We start from the raw sequence: 17,162 nt of genomic DNA, 5'->3' as shown, positions 1-17,162 counted from the left end.
ACGCGGCGGCTCATGGGCGTGCCTCCTGGCCGAGCATGAAGTCCGACAGCGGCTGCCGCCTCACGTCCTGGCGGTCATAGACCTGATGGCCATCGACATAGACCTTTTCGGCCAGTGCGTAGGAACTGAAGGGGCTGCCGTTCCAGACCACCACGTCGCCCATCTTGCCGGCTTCCAGGCTGCCGGTCTGCTTCTCCACGCCCAGCGAGCGCGCGGCGTTGGAGGTCAGCCACATCATGGCCCGTTCCGGGGCGATCTCGATGCCGGCCCGGCGTGCATTGGCGATCACCTTGGCGGCTTCCTGGTTCAGGCGCTGGATGCCCTCGGGCGAATCCGAATGCACGATCGCGCAGCTGTTGGCCGGGCGGTCGACCAGGGCGATGTTCTCCTGGATGCCATCGAAGGCCTCCATCTTGAAGCCCCACCAGTCGGCCCACAGCGCACCGCACACGCCTTCCTCGGCGAGCCGGTCGGCCAGTTTGTAGGCTTCCACCGCGTGGTGGAACGCGGCGATCTTGAAGCCGAACTCCTTGGAGAGATCCAGCATCGTGGCCATCTCATCGGCGCGGTAGCAGTGGATGTGCACGCGGATGTCACCCTGGATCGCGCCGGCCAGCGTGTCCAGCTTCAGATCGCGCTTGCCGCCGCTGTCACCGGCGCTGTCGCCCTTGTCATCGCCACTGAACCAGCGCTTCTTCTTCGGCTGCTTCGGGGTGTTCTTGGCGATGTACTCGCTGGCATCGATGAAGGCCGCGCGGTAACCGGCGACGTTGCCCATCCGCGTGCCCGGCGCGGTGCCCTTGCCGCCATAGACGCGCTTGGGATTCTCGCCGCAGGCCATCTTCAGGCCCCACGGCGCGCCGGGGAACTTCATCGCCTGATAGGTCGTTGCGGGCACGTTCTTCAACGTCACCCCGCGGCCGCCGACCAGGTTGGCCGAGCCGGGCAGTACCTGCATCGAGGTCACGCCGCCGGCCAGCGCCGCGGCAAAGCCAGGGTCCTGCGGCCACACCGAGTGCTCGGCCCAGACGTTGGCGGTGACCGGCGCGGTCATCTCGTTGCCGTCGCTGTGTGCGCTGACGCCCGGGCTGGGATACACGCCCAGGTGCGAGTGCACATCGATGATGCCCGGGGTAACCCACTTGCCCTGGCCGTCCACGCGGACCGCATCGGCCGGCGCGCTCAGGCCGGTGCCGACCGCCGCGATGCGACCGCCCTGCAGCAGCACGTCGGCATTATCCAGGCGCACGCCGGTGCCGGTGAGCACCGTGGCATTGCTGATCAACACCGGGGCCGAGGCGATCGGCGCATACGTGCTCGGGTAGGGATCCTGGACGAACCGCGAGGCGGCAGGTGCCGGCGCGGACACGATCGACATCAACGCCAAGCCAACGCCGACGCTCAACAACTTCTGCATGGTTCTCCCCCAAGCCGCATGGACACAATTCTTCGACGCTATCCGGGAGCGGGGTCCCTTGCCAAGTGACCTTTTGCATAGTCTTAGCGAATGGGACAACGCAGGGTTGAAAGAAACAATTGTGAATCTTTCATGAACTTTTTGGGTAGGCTGAAATGCGCCTGACACCTCCGCGCATGTCCTGCATGGGACTTGGAATTCCCTCATCGATGTCGATCTCGAACCACTTCAAGGAAGTACATTTACATGCCCCCGCAACTTCAGTCCCCGTATCGCTCCCTTCCGCGCAGTCTGCTGGCCTCGGCCATCACCGGCACCTTGCTGGCCGCCATCGCCGTACCGGCCCTTGCCAGCCCGACCGATGATGTCCTGCAGCGTTTCCAGCAGCAGCGAAGCCAGCAGTCCGCCGCCTTCAGCCGAGACCTGCCGAGCGCATCGATTGCGTCCAGTTTCGCCGCGTCAATCGCTCCGGTGGCTCACTCGTCCATCCGCGCAGACGCTACCGCCCCGTCCTTGGGCACGCCGGGAGACCTGGAGAGCTGGCGCAGTGACGAGTTCAAGGCCGACTGGGGTCTGGGGGCGATCAACGCCGATCATGCGTATGCCCGTGGCTTGACCGGGCAAGGCATCCGGTTGGGTATTTTCGATTCCGGCACCGGCCTGGATCACCCTGAGTTCGCGGGCAAGAACCATCGCAGCATCCGTATCGGCGACCTGTTGCCGGATGGCACCCGCTGCACCAATACGACTGCCATTGCAGGGCCGGGTGCCTGCTTCGCCAGCGACGGTGGCGATGTCCAGATCGGCTATGTCGGCTTCAACGATAATGTGCCTGAGGAGATCCGCGAGCTCATCCGCAAGGGCGGCTATGTGCAGGCGGGTGTCGAATATGAAATCCACGGTACGCATGTCGGTGGCACCATGGTGGCCAATCGGAACGGCTCCGGCATGCATGGTGTCGCCTTTGGTGCGGACCTGACCGCAGCCAAGTTGTTCTTCAACTCGGCAAGAGAATGGCAGCAGACGCCGACGGGCTATTCGGTCGTGTCGCTCGGCGGCGTGGCGCCGGACCCCTCCGCGTTCGTGGATATGTACGACCAGCTGAACGATCAGGGCGTGCGTGCCCTCAACCACAGCTGGGGCCTGGCCACGGAGCCGAATTCCGCCGAGGACATGGATTTCTATCTGTCCCACCCGGTCCTGGCCGAGCGCCTGCAGGCCATCGCAGAGGGTTCGCGTGCCAAGGGCATGATCCAGGTCTGGGCCGCCGGCAACAGTGGTGTCAATCCCAGCCCCGAAGAAAGCCCGATCGCAGGCATGTACGCCTCGCTGCCGCGGGCCCTGGCGGACATCGAGCCGTATTGGCTGGCCGTGGTCAACGTCAACCAGACGCTTGGGCTCAGCAATCAGTCCATGAAGTGTGGGTTGGCCGCCAATTGGTGCCTCGCTGCCCCGGGTTCGCAGATTTACTCGACCGTGTATGGCGATGACTCGCAGGTCAATGCGGGCCTCGTTGTCGACGCCGAGGGCAACCTGGTTCTCGACGTGCTGGAGCGCGTGCCCACCTACAGCCATGGCCGGCTGAGCGGCACCTCGATGGCCGCCCCCCACGTCACCGGCGCGCTCGGCCTGCTGTTCGAACGATTCCCGTACCTGGACAATGCGCAGGTACGCGACGTCATGCTGACCACGGCGCGTGATCTCGGCGCCCCTGGCATCGATGAGGTCTACGGCTGGGGCTTGCTCGACCTGCGCAAGGCCATTGAAGGCTACGGCATGCTCCGCGTCGATACCGACGTGGTCATGAACCAGAAGGCCGGCGGCCTGAAGGTGTGGGAAGGCGATGCGTGGGACGACTGGACCAATGACATCGGCGGGCCGGGCAAGCTGACCAAGTCCGGCATCGGCTGGCTGCGCCTGAGCGGCGACAACCGCTTCAACGGCGCCATCGTGCGCGACGGCGTGCTGGAACTGGACGGCGTCAACGTGCTGACTTCGTCGGTGGATGTGCACGGTGGGCAGTTCCTGCTCAATGGCAGCCTGGTCTCCACTCCGCTCAACAGCCGTGGCGGTAGCAGCCTGATCTCCAGCACGGGCGTGCTGGATGGCTCTGCGCTCAACGTGACCGGCGGCGTGGTGTCGTTCAATGGCGTGCAGCACGGCGCGTCGACCTTCGTCGGCGCCGAGGGCACCCTGAAGGGCATCGGTACGCTGGGGAGCACTCGCGTCGAAGGCATCATCGCGCCGGGCAATTCGATCGGCACGCTGACCATCAATGGCGATTACGTGCAGACCGCCACCGGCGTCTACCAGGCCGAGCTGTCCCCGGGCGGCCGCAGCGATCTGTTGCGCGTCAGCGGTACAGCCACGCTGGATGGCACCCTGAAGGCATTGCCGGAAGCCGGTGTGTACTACCTCGGTGAGCAGTTCAACTTCCTGCAGGCCGCCGGTGGCATCAACGGCCAGTTCGCCACGACCGACTTCTCGGCCTTCTCGCCGTTCCTGGCGTTCGGCCTGGGCTACAGCGCCAATGGGCTGCGCATCGACGTCGCCCGCGGCAACGCACTGGCCAGCGCTGCGGTCACGCCCAACCAGATCGCCGTAGCCACCAGCGCCGATGGTCTGGCCATCAACCAGGGCCTGCCCAAGCCGCTGACCCAGCTGTTCCCGTCCCAGGTCGGTGCGGCACTGGATGCGCTGAGTGGTGAGCTCCATGCCGCTACCCCGATGGCGCTGGTGGAAAGCAGCCGTTACCTGCGTGACGCGGCCCTGAGCCGTGCGGTGGCCGTGCGTTCGCCGGGTGCCGCCGATGACGCTGCCGGTGGTGCGTGGGTGCAGGCGATCGGTGGCAGTGGCAAGCTCGACGGTGATGCCAACGCCGCGCGTACCGATTCCAACAGCAACGGGCTGCTGGTTGGTGCCGATCATGTGTTCGGTGGTGGCTGGCAGGTCGGTGGCCTGGTCGGTACCGGCCGTACCGACATCAAGCAGGCGGCGGGCCGCGGCGCCCGTTCGGAAATCGACAACACCCATTTCGGTGCCTACGTGGGCAACCAGTGGGGAGCGTTCGATCTGCGCGCAGGGCTGGGCTATTCGCGTCATGACGTGGGCAGCAAGCGTGAGCTGACATTTGCCGGCTACCATGACGCACTGTCGGCCAACTACGACGCCACCACCCGCCAGGGCTTCATCGAAGGCGCTTACCGCTTCGGGGGGCGCGAAGCGGGGTTGGAGCCGTACCTGCAGTTCGCCCGCGTCGAGGTGGACGTGGATGGCTTCGCCGAACAGGGCGGCGCTGCCGCACTGAACGGTCAGGTCGCTGACACCCACACCAACGTGGCGACCGCGGGCGTGCGCTTCGACAAGGGCCTGAAGACCTCCTGGCAGCAGGAAAGCTGGCTGCATCTGCGCGGTGGCGTCGGTTACCGCCGTGCCTCTGGCGACCGCAGCCAGGTCGCCGATCTGGCCTGGACCGGCGGCAGCAGCTTCGCGGTCAGCGGTGCGGCGATCGCCGACAACGCCGTGGTCGCCGAGCTGGGCCTCTCGGCCTGGTTGAGCCCGCGCAACCAGCTGGAACTGGGCTACAACGGCACCTTCGGCGACGACGCCCGCGACCGCAGCGTCACTGCGCGCTGGTCCGTGCAGTTCTGATCCGGCGCTTTCGGTAAAACGGAAAAAGGCGGCCATTGGCCGCCTTTTTCTTGCGTATTCGTTCATCTCGCTCAAAATTGGGGCATCAACACGACGGCAGGAAATTCCCTCCATGAAAACCAAACAGGACATCGTCGAGAACTGGCTGCCGCGTTACACCGGCGTGCCCTTGGAGCAGTTCGGGCAGCACATCCTGCTGACCAATTTCGGTGGCTACCTGCATACCTTTTCCCAGCTCACCGGGGCGCCCATCCAGGGCGCTGACCGGCCGATGGCCAGCGTCACCAGCGACGACATCACCCTGATCAACTTCGGCATGGGCAGCCCGAACGCGGCCATCATCATGGACCTGCTGTCGGCGGTGATGCCCAAGGCCGTGCTGTTCCTGGGCAAGTGCGGCGGGCTCAAGCGCAAGAACCAGCTGGGCGATCTGATCCTGCCGATCGCCGCGATCCGCGGCGAGGGCACCTCCAGCGACTACCTGCCCCCGGAAGTCCCGGCCCTGCCGGCCTTTGCCCTGCAGCGGGCGGTCTCGACCATGGTCCGCGACCTCGGCCACGACTACTGGACCGGCACCGTCTACACCACCAACCGCCGGGTCTGGGAGCACGACGAGGCCTTCAAGGAAAAGCTGCGGGTGATGCGCTGCATGGCCATCGACATGGAGACGGCGACCCTGTTCGCGGCCGGTTTTGCGAACCACATTCCGATCGGGGCCTTGCTGTTGGTGTCCGACCAGCCGATGATTCCCGACGGCGTGAAGACCGAGGTCTCCGATGCCAAGGTCAGCTCCCAGTTCGTCGAGAACCATATCCAGATCGGTATCGAGGCGCTTAAGCTGATACGGCGCAACGGCAAGTCGGTCCGCCACCTGCGTTTTGACGAGTAACGGCAATGGAACGGATGGACGTCTTGGGGCGTGCCATCCACAGGGGTAGTGAATGGACGTGGCGGCACAAGTAGTGGAGTTCTGGCGCGACGCCGGACCGCAGCAGTGGTTCGCGCGCGATGACGCGTTCGATGCGCGGTTTCGCCAGCAGTTCCAGGAAGAACATTTCGCCGCCGCGCGCCGTGCCCGCGAGCATTGGCTGAGCACCGCCGACGGTGCGCTGGCGCTGATGATCCTGCTCGACCAGTTTCCGCGCAACTGTTTCCGCGATACGGCGCATTCCTATGCCACCGATGGCCTGGCGCGTCATTACGCCATGCGTGCGGTGGAGGAAGGCCTGGACCTGCAACTGGTGCCCAAGCTGCGGGCGTTCATCTACCTGCCGTTCGAGCACTCCGAGGACCCGCAGGACCAGGAGCGTTCGGTGGCGATGTTCGATGCACTGGGCGACAAGGAATACCTGCAGTACGCCGAACTGCACCGCGACATCATCCGCCGCTTCGGGCGCTTCCCGCACCGTAATGCGGTGCTGGGGCGGATGCCGACCCCCGAAGAGCTGGATTACCTGGCCGAAGGTGGGTTTGCCGGATAGCCGGTGGCGCGTCATGCAGGGAGGGACGCCATCGGCGCCAGAAACAAAAAACGCCGGCATTGCCGGCGTTTTTTCATCCAATGACGCGCGGAAGATCAGTACTTCGGCACGCCGTTGTCCACCTCGTTCGACCAGGCGTCGATGCCGCCGGTGATGTTGGAGACCTTGGTGAAGCCCAGGGCGCGGAACTGCTCGGCGGCCTGCGCGCTGCGGCCGCCGTGGTGGCACAGGAAGGCCAGCGCGGTGTCCTTGGGCAGGGCTTCCAGACGGGCGCGGTTGTCGCCGTCGAAGGTCTCGAACGGGGCGTTGATCGCCGCGATCGCACGCTCGTCGGCCGGGCGCACGTCGACCACGGTGATGCTGCCGGCACGCAGCTGGTCGTCGGCATCGCGCACGCTCAGTTCCTGCACGGCCTTGGGCGCGTTCGGGTTGTCGATCGCCAGGCCCTTGCCACGGATGTCGTCGACCCAATCGATGGTGATGCCGTCGGCGCGGCGGGCGCTGGCCAGGTCGAACTGCACGCGCAGACCGTTGGATTCGGCGGCGATCGCGTTGTCGTCGTGCGGGGCCAGCTGGAAGTTCGGCTGGAAGCGCGCGTCGATGCCCAGCTGCAGCGAGGCACCCGGGGAATCGGCCAGCGCGCCACGCAGCATTTCCACGGCGGCCGGGGTCACGGTGATGCGCGGCGGGGTGCGATCCGGGGCGGCCAGGCCGAGCACGCTGCTCAGCTCACCGTTGCCGGCCATCTGCAGGATGATGTCGCTGCCACCGACCAGCTCGCCGTCGATGTACAGCTGCGGGATGGTCGGCCACTCGCCGTAGGCCTTGATGCCTTCGCGGATCTCCGCGTCGGCCAGCACGTTGACGTGGTCGAACTCCACGCCGAGGTCCTGCAGGGCGCCGACGGCCTTGGCCGAGAAACCGCACTGCGGCATGCTCGGCTGACCCTTCATGAACAGCACGACGCGGTTGGCGTTGAGAATGGATTCGATGCGCGAGCGCAGGGCGGGATCAAGGGACATGGCGGTCAGGGTCCGGATATGCGAACCGCCTATTCTACGCGGCATGGCATCATGGGGCATGACCGTACCGGAAACGTTGTATCGCATTCCCCGGCGCCCCTGGCGCTGGCTGCCATGGCTGGTGCTGTCGCAGGTGCTGGTGGTGCTGACCTGGGTCGCTTGGGGCTGGCGCTGCGGGCTGCCGCTGATGGTGGCGTCCCATGCGCTGTTCATGGTGCCGGTGTTCCTGCCCAACAGCCGCTTCTATGCCCCGGTGCTCAGCCGTCTGCCCGGCCAGGCCCGCAAGGTCTGGCTGACCATCGATGATGGGCCGTCGGCCGACACCCCGGCGGTGCTCGACCTGCTGGACCGTTACGAGGCCAAGGCGACCTTCTTCCTGGTCGGTGAACGCGCGCAGGCGAGGCCGGAGCTGGTGCAGGCGATGCTGGCCCGCGGGCACAGCCTGGGCAACCACAGCCATCGCCACCCGCAGACCCGCTTCTGGCGGCTGGGGCGGCAGGCCATGGCGGAGGAAATCGCGCTGTGCCAGCAGGCCCTCACCGCGATCGCCGGCACGCCGCCGCGCTGGTACCGCTCGGTGGTGGGGATGACCAATCCGTTCGTTGCCTCTGCATTGAAGCAGTGGCAGCTGACCCGGGTCGGCTGGAGCGCCCGTGGTTTCGACGGCGTGGATTGCAATCCACGCCAAGTGGTCGAGCGGATCACCCGTGATCTGGGGCCCGGCAGCATCGTGCTGCTGCATGAGGGCGCCGCGCATGGCCACACCCTGGCCATCATCGAAGCGGTGCTGCAGGCGGTGCAGGCGCGTGGCCTGCATGCCGGGCTGCCGGACTGACGCCAGACCGGGGTCCGGCGCAGGCCGGGCTCAGCTCAGCGAGCCGATGATCATCAGCAGCACCACGCCGAGCATGCTGCTGATCGACAACACCAGGCCGAGCACGGCGAACACGCGGCGGCGGTCTGCCTGCACTGCACCGGCCACGCCCAGGCCGAAGGCCACCAGTTGCATCAGGGCGGTGCCCATCAGGCCAAGACCGACCAGGATCGCCGACATCGAGGTCTCCTCCATGCCGCCCGGTGTGGTGGTCTCGATGATGCCGGCGACGACGATCAGGCCCAGCATCAACACGGCGCCGCACAGGGCGGTAATGAACGCGGCAATACCCATGCCGGAATGAGGGGTGTGCATCAGGGTTCCTTGTCGATGCGGCGGAACAGACGGTGTCAGTGGGCGAGGGCGGGCGCGGTCGGGGCCGCGGCGCCTGCGGGCGGATGCGACGCATGCCACTGGTCGCGGATCCAGCCGCCGAGCGAGAGCTGGGCGATCAGCACGCCCAGTGTCACCAGCAGCGCGATGATGCCGAACAGACGGCGCCGGCGTGGCTGCAGCACGCTGCCCAGGCCGAGCAGCAGGGCCAGGATCGCCAGGCCGACGCTGCTGCCCAGCAGGGCGGCCAGCGACCAGGGCAGCTCGCGCATCGCCGCGTGTTCGGGCGCATGGGCGTAATGCATGCTCAGCAGCAGCATCACCAGGCCCACGCCACTGACGATCAGCGCGGCGATGCCAAGCGCGGAATGACGGGTCTGTCGAGGCATGGGCGGCTCCGTGCCGGAAGGGGGCGCGAGTATGCGCGCGTGCGGCCGGTGGCGCGAGCCACGTCGATCAAGCGGCGCGCGCACGATCGCCGACGATCAGCCAGTTGTTGAACGGGGTGTTGCCGTAAAGCGGTGTCATCCGCAGCTGCAGCCCGGCGCTCTCCAGAGGGGCGCGCAGGCTCCCGGCATCGGGGTAGTGGCGTGGCCGCGTGCCCATCCAGCCGACCAGGTGCGCGAGCATGTCGGTGATGCGCGTGGTGCGATCGCGGCCACTGTTGTCGGCCAGCATGGTGCGGATCACCAGCCGTGCACCGGGCGCCACGCGTGCGGCGGCCCCGTGCAGCAACCGGGTCTGGGCCGGGGCAGGCAGGTACTGCAACACGTCGAGCAGCGCCACGTTGCCGTGGTGGGCGGGCAGGGCGGCGCTGGCATCCACGCAGGTGAACCGGGCGTGCGGCAGCGCGGCGCGTGCGCTGGCACGCTCGGCGCGGGCAACTTTGTCGGCGTCGATATCCAGGCCGTGATACGCCAGCACATTGCCGTGCTGGTGCAGCACGTGGGCCAGCAGGCCCAGGCCGCAGCCGATATCCAGCAAGGGCGCGGCAGGAGCATCATCCAGCGCGGCGAGCACCCCGGGATACAGCGGATCGCTGCCAAGTTTGCCGCGGCTGTAGTAGTAGTCGCGGCGGTTGCCGAACCGCTGTTCCGGCAGGAACGCCGTGGCGATCCGGCGGGCCTGTTCCCTGGCCAGCGGCAGCGCGGCCTCGCTCAGCGGCTTGGCTCCGCCCACCGCACGCGCGTTACTTCAAACGCGCGCTGGTGCCACAACGCGTACATCGCGGCGGACGGATGCAGGCCATCATCGGCCAGCATGACGGTCTCGCCACCCCATTGGCGGCTCAGGTCGGTGATGTCCACAAACGCGACATCGTGCTCGGCGCAGATCGCTGCCGCCGCCGTGTTGTAGGCATCCAGTTCCTGCCCGATCTGCACGCGGTCGCGCCCGGATGCCACGGCATACGGGGTCACGCCCCAGTCGGGGATCGAGAGCACCAGCACCCGCGCGGCACGGTCCCCGGCGAAGGCCAGCGCGCGCTGCAGCAGGGCGGTGAAGCGCGGGCGGTACGCATCCACGCTGCGCCCCCGGTACTGATCATTCACCCCGATCAACAGGCTGACGAACGCGAACGTGCCCTGGGGTGCAGCGGCATCGATACCGGCCTCGAGCTCGTCGGTGGTCCAGCCGGTGGTGGCGATGATCCTGGGATCGTCCACCGCCACGCCGATATCGCGAAGGGCGGCGGCCAACTGCATCGGCCAGCGCCCGGCGGGGTCAACGCCTTCGCCGATCGTGTAGGAATCGCCCAGGGCCAGGTACGGCAGGCCCATCAGGCCACCGCGCTGCGCGGCTTGAGCGGCACCACCTTGGTGTTGGACTCGGCACGCCGTGCCAGTGCACGATCGATGCGCGCGAACACATCACGCATGACCTCCGGCTCGGGCAGCAGGGTCACGCGGAAGTGGTGGCGGTAGGGCACGTTGAAGCTCGAGCCCGGGACCACCAGCACGCCTTCCTCGTTCATCAGTTCCAGCGCGAAATCATGGTCGTCGAAGCTGCGCGCCGCCGCACCGACCACCGCCGGGAACGCATACAGCGCACCGGCCGGGGCCACCAGTGACAGGTGCTCGCTGGCATTGCAGGCCTCGATCACTGCGCGGCGGGTTTCATACAGGCGGCCACCGGGCGCGCACAGCGGCGAGATCGTGTCCGGCCCGTTGACCGCCGCATCGATGGCGTACTGGCCCGGCACGTTGGCGCACAGGCGCAGCGCACTGAGCAGATCCATCGCTGCACGGAACTCGCCCAGCCGCTCGGCCGCACCGGACAGCATCGCCCAGCCCACGCGCCAGCCGCAGGCGCGATGCACCTTGCTCAGGCCGCTGAAGGTGATGCACGGGTGGTCGCCCGCCAGTGGTGCGACGGCATGGAACTGCGCGTCGTCGTAGAGGATCTGGTCGTAGATCTCATCGACCATCAACAGCAGGTTGTGCTTGGCTGCGATGGCGACGATGCGCTCCAGCAGCTCACGCGAGTAGCTGGCGCCGCTGGGGTTGTTCGGGTTGATCAGCACGATCGCGCGGGTGCGCGAGGACACCAGCGCCTCGATCTCGACCGGGTCGGGCTGGAAGCCGTTCTCCGGCGCGCAGCGGTAATAGACCGGGCGGCCATCGTTGAGGATGGTCGCGGCCGACCACAGGGGATAGTCGGGCGAGGGCACCAGCACTTCGTCGCCCGGGTTGAGCAGGGCGCGCAGCGACAGGTCGATCAACTCGCTGACGCCATTGCCGATGAACACCCGGTCCGGGTGCGCATCGGGTGCGCCACGGCGGGCATAGGCGGCGGCGATGGCTTCGCGCGCCTCCGGCAGGCCCTGCTGGTGGGTGTACGGATCGGTGCGGCCCATGTCATCGGCGATCGCGCGCTGCAGATGCTCGGGCGCCCGGAAGCCGAAGTTGCCGGGGTTGCCGATATTGAGCTTGATCAGCTTGCGGCCCTGGGCCTCCAGCTCCCGCGCTCGTCGCGCCAGTTCGCCCCGGATCTCGTAGCGGACTTCGGACAGGCGCTCGCGGGTGGCGAGCGGCTTCAGCGGGGGCGTGGACATGAACGGGCCGTCATTCAGGCATGGAAACCGCATGGTAGCGGAATTGTTGCGTTGCAGGGCAAGCGTTTCCGGCCGGATTCCGCGCCCTGGCAAGGCGGTTTCAGATGAAAGGAATTTCGCGCGTCCTGACCCGCGCCAGTCCCCCGCGGCGACGCCCGGTCGCCACACCCCTTAGAATGGGCACGATGAGCGAACCCACTGATTACCTTGCCCTGCAGACCATTGGCTGGCCCTGGCCGGGCGGCCCGGAGCTGCCGGCCTGGCAGGCCCTGTTCGAGCAGTTCCCGCAGGCGCGCCCCGGCCGGGTGATCGAGCAGCATCGGACCGGGTACATCGTCTCCGATGCGCCGGAGGCGGCGATCAAGACCGAGTCGCCGCCGGAGTGGCAGCGCCCGCGCTTCCCCAGCCACGAGCGGGCGGCGGTCGGCGACTGGGTACTGCTGGAGGGCATCAAGATCGTTGCTCTGCTCCCGCGGCGCACCGCGATCAAGCGGGGCGCGGCCGGCGAGCATTACCACCAGCAGGTGATCGCGGCCAACATCGATACGGTGTTCATCGTCTGCGGCCTGGATGCGGACTTCAACCCGCGCCGGATCGAGCGTTACCTGCTGCTGGTCGGCGGGGGTGGCGCGCAGCCGGTGGTGGTCCTGACCAAGGCCGACCAGACCGAATACAGCCAGGACGCGCTGGATGTGCTGGAAGAACTGGCGGCGCAGAACATCCCGCTGCTGGCGATCAACGGCAAGGACCCGGCCAGCGCCTCGGCGCTGCTGCCGTGGCTGGGCGCCGGCCAGACCGTGGTGCTGGTCGGCTCCTCCGGCGCCGGCAAGTCGACCCTGACCAACACGCTGCTCGGCGAGGAGCGGATGAAGACCGCCGATGTGCGCGTCAACGACTCGCGCGGGCGGCATACCACCACGCACCGCGCGCTGATTCCGCTGCCGGCCGGGGCCTGCCTGATCGACACCCCTGGCATGCGCGAGCTCAAGCCCACCGGTGAGGAAGCCCTGAGCGAAGGTGGCTTCTCGGACGTGGAGGCGCTGTCAGCGCAATGCCGGTTCCGCGACTGCGCGCACCAGCGCGAGCCGGGCTGTGCGATCCGCGCGGCCATCGAGGACGGCACGCTGGATGAAGAGCGCCTGCTCAACTACTTCAAGCTGAAAGAAGAAGTGGCCGCCGCCGCTGCCAAGCTGGCCGTGCGCCAGGCGCAGCAGGCCATCGAGCGCAAGCACGTCGGCAAGGGCGCGCAGTGGCGCCCGGGCGGAAAAGGCGGACGGAGATGATGGTTTAACCGGGACGGGGGGAGTTAATCGGAGCGATTAACCACCTCCGTCCCCGTTATCTTTTGCTACTGTCCGTTCATGGACACGCCAATGACCGTGGATCGTGACGTTGCCCACCACACCGCGCTCGATGCCCAACTGGTCGAGGCGGTAGGCGGGATCAAATTGCTGGGGCTGACCAGTTGGCCAGCTGCGCTGCAGGCCCCGTTCCTGGCCAGCGTCGCCCGCGGCCAGCCGGTGCTGCCGCAGGTCGACTATCCCAAACTCGATTTCGCCGAGACCCGCCACCGGCTGGCCGCGATCAGCGCGCAATGCGATCCAGACCATCCCATCGGCCTGTACGTACAGCGCTCGGCGCATAGCTGGGACCAGGCCGCCGGCCTGCTTGAATCGCTGGGAACCGCCGAGGTCGATCGTTACTCGGTGGAACTGTTCGGCGCACCGGAACAGCCGCTGCCTGGCAACGGCCCCAGCACCCGCGACGCCGCCCGCCACTTCATCCAGATCGCACAGGAACTGGACCACGAGCTGCTCGCCCCGGAAGAACAGGTGCCGGTCTCGGCCACCGCGCTGCAGTTGCAGTTGCAGAGCGATCTGGATGCGTTCTTCGAGTCGCGCATCATCAGCGTCCAGCTCGATCCTGACCTCATCTCCAAGGCGGCCGCCGGCCCGAACCGGATCCGCCTGCGTACCAGCGCCCGCTTCAGCGCCTATGACCGCGCCCAGCTGTTCCACCACGAGGCGCTGGTGCATTCACTGACCGCACTCAACGGCCGCGAGCAGCCGCACCTGCCCAGCCTGGCGCTGTCCTCGCCACGGGTCACCGCGACCCAGGAAGGGCTGGCCACGTTTGCCGAGCAGATCACCGGCAGCATCGACATCGAGCGGCTCAAGCGCATCAGCCTGCGCACCGAAGCGATCGCGATGGCACGCGAAGGGGCGGATTTCATCCAGGTATTCCGCTATTTCTGCGAAGCAGGGCAGAACAACGAGGAGAGCTTCGCCTCTGCCCAGCGCGTGTTCCGCGGTGTGCCCCCGAGCGGTGGCGCGGCCTTCACCAAGGACACCGTGTACCTGCGCGGGCTGGTCTCAGTGCATACCTTCTTCCGCCACATGCTGGCCGAAGACCGCCTGCAGGTCTGCCGCTGGCTGTTCGCCGGCAAGATGTCGCTGACCGATGCGATCGCCTTCGCGCCGCTGTTCGAAGAGGGCATCCTGCGCCCGCCGCGTTGGCTCCCGCACTGGGTCAGCCGCGCCAACGGGCTGGCCGGCATGCTCGCGTTTTCGCTGTTCGCCAACCGCATCCGCATGGATCAGCTCGCCCCCGAGTAGTGCCCGCTGTGTGTCGGCAGGCCCGTGCACTGTCTGCGTGCACCCCGTGCACCAGTGCGCACGGCATCGAGTCATCTGCGATGACCCGCACCGTAAAGATCCTTTCATCTTCCGCTCGCATGCTGGTCATGCACCTGCATTGCGCAGGTCATCTTCCCCCATGTAACGGACGACCATGCTTACCCGACCCCTGACGATCGCGGTGGCGCTCGCGCTGTGCGCCGCCAACGCCCACGCTGCCGATGTAGACGCCACCGCCGCTGCCAACGTCGCGCTCAGCGCGCAGACCCTCGATACCGTTTCGGTGATCGGCCAGGGCGAGACCCGCCAGGTGCAGCGCATCACCGCCGTGGACAAGGAAGTGCTGCCGCCGGGCACCAGCGGCCAGAAGATCCTCGACCGCCTGCCAGGCGTCTCCGTGCAGTCCAACGATGCCTTCGGCGCCAATGAAGAATCGCAGACGATCAGCCTGCGCGGCTTCGACAAGAGCCGCCTGGGCTACACGCTCGATGGCATCCCGCTGGGCGACAACAGCTACGGCAACTACAACGGCCTGAGCATCGCCCGTGCGCTGATCGCCGAGAACCTGGCCGGCGCGGAGCTGTCGCAGGGCATCGGCTCGCTGGGCGTTGCCTCGACCAGCAACCTCGGCGGCACCATCCAGTACTTCTCGCAGGACCCGTCCACCGAGTTCGGTGGCAAGGCCAGCGTCACCGTCGGCGACAACAACCAGCGCCGCGGCTACCTGCGCGTGGACACCGGCGACATCAACGGCTTCTCTGCGTACGTGTCCGGCGTGCACCAGGACGCGGACATGTGGGCCGAGCCGAACCAGAACCAGACCACCCGCCAGTTCAATGCCAAGGCAATCTGGAACGTGGGCGACAACCGCTTCGGCGCGTTTGCCGCTACCTCCCGGGTGAGCCAGGCCAACTACGCCTACCTCTCCAAGAGCATGCTCGCGCGCGGCCTGGGCTGGGACTGGAACATCTACGCACCGGACTGGGATCGCGCCGTCGCCGCCGCCTATTGCGCACCGGGCACCTACAACGCCCAGAAGTGTGCGTTCACCGGTGGCGTCAACAGCATCGATGATGCGTACTACCAGAGCCGCGCCCTGCGCGATGACAACCTGTATTCGCTCGATGCCGACCTCGCTCTGGGCGACAGCGCGCGCCTGAAGCTGCTCGGCTATCACCACGAGAACCGCGGCCAGGGCCACTGGTGGGCACCGGGCCAGCCGTCCAACCCGGGCACGCCGGAGATGCTGCCGATCTCCATCCGCAGCACCAACTACACCATCAACCGCCAGGGCATCACCGCCGCGCTGAGCTGGCAGTGGGGCATCCATTCGCTGGAAGCAGGGCTGTGGTACGAGCGCAACGACCACAACGTAGAGCGCAATTTCTACTACATCACCGGCCCGTTCCTGGATGACGGCTACCTCAACCACCCGGACCGCCGCCTGTTCGACCAGGACTTCGACATCCGCACGCGCCAGTTCTACGTGCAGGACCGCATGCGCTTCCTGGACGACCGCCTGACCGTGGATGTGGGCATCAAGAGCCCGAACACCCGCATGACCGCCACTGCCAAGCCGGGTACCGAGGCCAGCTACGCCTCCGGCACCCTGACCGCCAAGGAATCGGTGCTGCCGCAGGCCGGTATCGGCTTCAAGCTGAGCCCGAACCAGGAAGTGTTCGCCTCGTATTCGGAAAACATCGCCGCCTTCGTCGGTGGCGGCAGCGGCGGCCCGCTGCAGGTCTCGCCGGAATCCTTTGCGGCCAGCGCCGGGCTGGAGCCGGAAAAATCCAAGACGCTCGAAGCCGGCTTCCGTACCTTCGGCGAGAAGTACCAGGCCTCCATCGCGGCCTACCACGTGATGTTCGACAACCGCCTGCTCTCGCTCAACCCCTGCACCAGCATCGAAGTCGGCACGCGCCCGGAGTGCATCACGCGCTTCATCAACGTCGGCTCGGTGAAGAGCCGCGGTGCGGAGCTGACCTTCATCCTAAAGCCGATCGACGGCCTGCAGTGGTACAACGCGCTCTCCTGGAACAAGACCACCTACGAGGACAACTACACCTCGGGCGGTGCGATCGTGCCGGTGGCCGGCAAGATCACCGTCGATACGCCCGAGCGCATGGCCTCCAGTGAAATCAGCTGGAACCGGGATGGCTTCTTCGCCAGCCTGCGCGCGAAGTACACGGGCAAGCGGTACTACACCTACACCAACGACCAGTCGGTGCCGGGCGTGACCACCTTCGATGCGGGCATGGGGTATTCGTTCGGGCCGGGCATGGGCCTGCGCGACATCAAGGTTTCGCTCAACGCAACCAACCTGACCAACAAGCGCTACGCCGGCCAGCTCAGTTCGTTCGCCCCGACGGATCCGACCGGCACCCGCTATGCGATCCACGCCAGTGCGCCGCGCCAGCTGTTCATGACGGTCGCCGCGGAGTTCTGATCTCCGCTTCCCCAACCAGGGCTAGCCACCGACCATGGGTCGGTGGCTTTGCTTTGTGCATCAGCAAGGGCGCAACACCAACAGCGCAACGCCCAGAGCGCAAAGCTTCTCAGATGACCGGGTCAGGCGTGGGGTGTGTGGGTTGGCGGGACCCGCCGCAAGTACGTCCATGTAGGCTCGACAAGCGCCATCCATGGCGCTTGACGGTCCCGCCAACCCACACACCCCACGCCTCCGATAGGTGGCTGGT

The 17,162-nt window shown here is 66.9% G+C and carries 14 protein-coding genes; 7 read left to right on the top strand and 7 right to left on the bottom strand.

Annotation, left to right across the window (positions count from 1 at the left end; all coding sequences use genetic code 11):
• Positions 1–10: 10 nt before the first annotated feature.
• The gene (locus ACTT2I_RS14705; protein ID WP_088432401.1) at positions 11–1,417 is read right to left on the bottom strand and encodes an amidohydrolase; all 1,407 of its coding nucleotides are present in this window, start codon (positions 1,415–1,417) and stop codon (positions 11–13) included.
• Positions 1,418–1,663: 246 nt separating this feature from the next.
• On the opposite strand from ACTT2I_RS14705, the gene ACTT2I_RS14700 reads away from it, so the two are divergent.
• The 3 genes from ACTT2I_RS14700 (at position 1,664) to ACTT2I_RS14690 (ending at position 6,549) form a co-directional block, all read left to right on the top strand.
• On the top strand, positions 1,664–5,068 hold the full coding sequence (locus tag ACTT2I_RS14700) for an autotransporter domain-containing protein (RefSeq protein ID WP_421099007.1): 3,405 nt from the start codon (positions 1,664–1,666) through the stop codon (positions 5,066–5,068).
• Positions 5,069–5,180: 112 nt separating this feature from the next.
• Positions 5,181–5,957 (top strand): AMP nucleosidase, encoded by a 777-nt coding sequence (locus tag ACTT2I_RS14695; protein WP_088432404.1) that lies wholly within the window; start codon positions 5,181–5,183, stop codon positions 5,955–5,957.
• Between the two features lie 52 nt (positions 5,958–6,009).
• The gene (locus tag ACTT2I_RS14690) at positions 6,010–6,549 is read left to right on the top strand and encodes a DUF924 family protein (protein WP_421099008.1); all 540 of its coding nucleotides are present in this window, start codon (positions 6,010–6,012) and stop codon (positions 6,547–6,549) included.
• A gap of 95 nt (positions 6,550–6,644) precedes the next feature.
• On the opposite strand, the gene grxD is transcribed toward ACTT2I_RS14690, so the two are convergent.
• On the bottom strand, positions 6,645–7,571 hold the full coding sequence (gene grxD / locus ACTT2I_RS14685; protein ID WP_088432406.1) for a Grx4 family monothiol glutaredoxin: 927 nt from the start codon (positions 7,569–7,571) through the stop codon (positions 6,645–6,647).
• A gap of 58 nt (positions 7,572–7,629) precedes the next feature.
• On the opposite strand from grxD, the gene ACTT2I_RS14680 reads away from it, so the two are divergent.
• Entirely contained in the window at positions 7,630–8,406 is a 777-nt protein-coding gene (locus tag ACTT2I_RS14680) for a polysaccharide deacetylase family protein (protein ID WP_421099009.1), read from the top strand.
• Between the two features lie 30 nt (positions 8,407–8,436).
• Here the strand turns inward: ACTT2I_RS14680 and ACTT2I_RS14675 are convergent, their stop codons facing one another.
• From ACTT2I_RS14675 to ACTT2I_RS14655, 5 genes are all read right to left on the bottom strand, one after another.
• Positions 8,437–8,760 (bottom strand): hypothetical protein, encoded by a 324-nt coding sequence (locus ACTT2I_RS14675; protein ID WP_421099010.1) that lies wholly within the window; start codon positions 8,758–8,760, stop codon positions 8,437–8,439.
• Between the two features lie 35 nt (positions 8,761–8,795).
• The gene (locus ACTT2I_RS14670; RefSeq protein WP_088432409.1) at positions 8,796–9,167 is read right to left on the bottom strand and encodes a hypothetical protein; all 372 of its coding nucleotides are present in this window, start codon (positions 9,165–9,167) and stop codon (positions 8,796–8,798) included.
• A gap of 67 nt (positions 9,168–9,234) precedes the next feature.
• A complete protein-coding gene (locus ACTT2I_RS14665) occupies positions 9,235–9,918 on the bottom strand; it encodes a class I SAM-dependent methyltransferase (protein WP_172407474.1) in 684 nt (227 codons plus the stop codon).
• A gap of 17 nt (positions 9,919–9,935) precedes the next feature.
• Positions 9,936–10,556: an SGNH/GDSL hydrolase family protein gene (locus ACTT2I_RS14660; RefSeq protein ID WP_088432411.1), complete on the bottom strand. Its 621-nt coding sequence runs from the start codon at positions 10,554–10,556 to the stop codon at positions 9,936–9,938.
• Positions 10,556–11,830: a pyridoxal phosphate-dependent aminotransferase gene (locus tag ACTT2I_RS14655; RefSeq protein WP_088432412.1), complete on the bottom strand. Its 1,275-nt coding sequence runs from the start codon at positions 11,828–11,830 to the stop codon at positions 10,556–10,558. Before ACTT2I_RS14655 ends, ACTT2I_RS14660 begins: the two co-directional genes overlap by 1 nt.
• A gap of 185 nt (positions 11,831–12,015) precedes the next feature.
• On the opposite strand from ACTT2I_RS14655, the gene rsgA reads away from it, so the two are divergent.
• From rsgA to ACTT2I_RS14640, 3 genes are all read left to right on the top strand, one after another.
• Positions 12,016–13,113, top strand: a complete 1,098-nt coding sequence (rsgA, locus tag ACTT2I_RS14650) for a ribosome small subunit-dependent GTPase A (RefSeq protein ID WP_421099011.1) — start codon at positions 12,016–12,018, stop codon at positions 13,111–13,113.
• A gap of 90 nt (positions 13,114–13,203) precedes the next feature.
• Complete coding sequence (locus tag ACTT2I_RS14645) at positions 13,204–14,445, top strand: flavohemoglobin expression-modulating QEGLA motif protein (RefSeq protein WP_421099012.1); 1,242 nt, start codon at positions 13,204–13,206, stop codon at positions 14,443–14,445.
• 175 nt (positions 14,446–14,620) lie between these two features.
• The gene (locus ACTT2I_RS14640; RefSeq protein WP_421099013.1) at positions 14,621–16,912 is read left to right on the top strand and encodes a TonB-dependent receptor; all 2,292 of its coding nucleotides are present in this window, start codon (positions 14,621–14,623) and stop codon (positions 16,910–16,912) included.
• Positions 16,913–17,162: the final 250 nt, after the last annotated feature.

It is taken from the genome of Stenotrophomonas sp. PUT21, from assembly GCF_052232875.1.
Lineage (GTDB): Bacteria > Pseudomonadota > Gammaproteobacteria > Xanthomonadales > Xanthomonadaceae > Stenotrophomonas > Stenotrophomonas maltophilia_N.
This window is presented reverse-complemented; position numbering and strand designations above follow the sequence as displayed.

Coding starts and splice junctions, on each gene's coding strand:
- grxD (WP_088432406.1), bottom strand. CDS start 7,571: ATGTCCCTTGATCCCGCCCTGCGCTCGCGCATCGAATCCATTCTCAAC.
- ACTT2I_RS14700 (WP_421099007.1), top strand. CDS start 1,664: ATGCCCCCGCAACTTCAGTCCCCGTATCGCTCCCTTCCGCGCAGTCTG.
- ACTT2I_RS14680 (WP_421099009.1), top strand. CDS start 7,630: ATGACCGTACCGGAAACGTTGTATCGCATTCCCCGGCGCCCCTGGCGC.
- ACTT2I_RS14640 (WP_421099013.1), top strand. CDS start 14,621: ATGCTTACCCGACCCCTGACGATCGCGGTGGCGCTCGCGCTGTGCGCC.
- ACTT2I_RS14645 (WP_421099012.1), top strand. CDS start 13,204: ATGACCGTGGATCGTGACGTTGCCCACCACACCGCGCTCGATGCCCAA.
- ACTT2I_RS14675 (WP_421099010.1), bottom strand. CDS start 8,760: ATGCACACCCCTCATTCCGGCATGGGTATTGCCGCGTTCATTACCGCC.
- ACTT2I_RS14660 (WP_088432411.1), bottom strand. CDS start 10,556: ATGGGCCTGCCGTACCTGGCCCTGGGCGATTCCTACACGATCGGCGAA.
- ACTT2I_RS14655 (WP_088432412.1), bottom strand. CDS start 11,830: ATGTCCACGCCCCCGCTGAAGCCGCTCGCCACCCGCGAGCGCCTGTCC.
- ACTT2I_RS14695 (WP_088432404.1), top strand. CDS start 5,181: ATGAAAACCAAACAGGACATCGTCGAGAACTGGCTGCCGCGTTACACC.
- ACTT2I_RS14690 (WP_421099008.1), top strand. CDS start 6,010: ATGGACGTGGCGGCACAAGTAGTGGAGTTCTGGCGCGACGCCGGACCG.
- ACTT2I_RS14670 (WP_088432409.1), bottom strand. CDS start 9,167: ATGCCTCGACAGACCCGTCATTCCGCGCTTGGCATCGCCGCGCTGATC.
- ACTT2I_RS14705 (WP_088432401.1), bottom strand. CDS start 1,417: ATGCAGAAGTTGTTGAGCGTCGGCGTTGGCTTGGCGTTGATGTCGATC.
- rsgA (WP_421099011.1), top strand. CDS start 12,016: ATGAGCGAACCCACTGATTACCTTGCCCTGCAGACCATTGGCTGGCCC.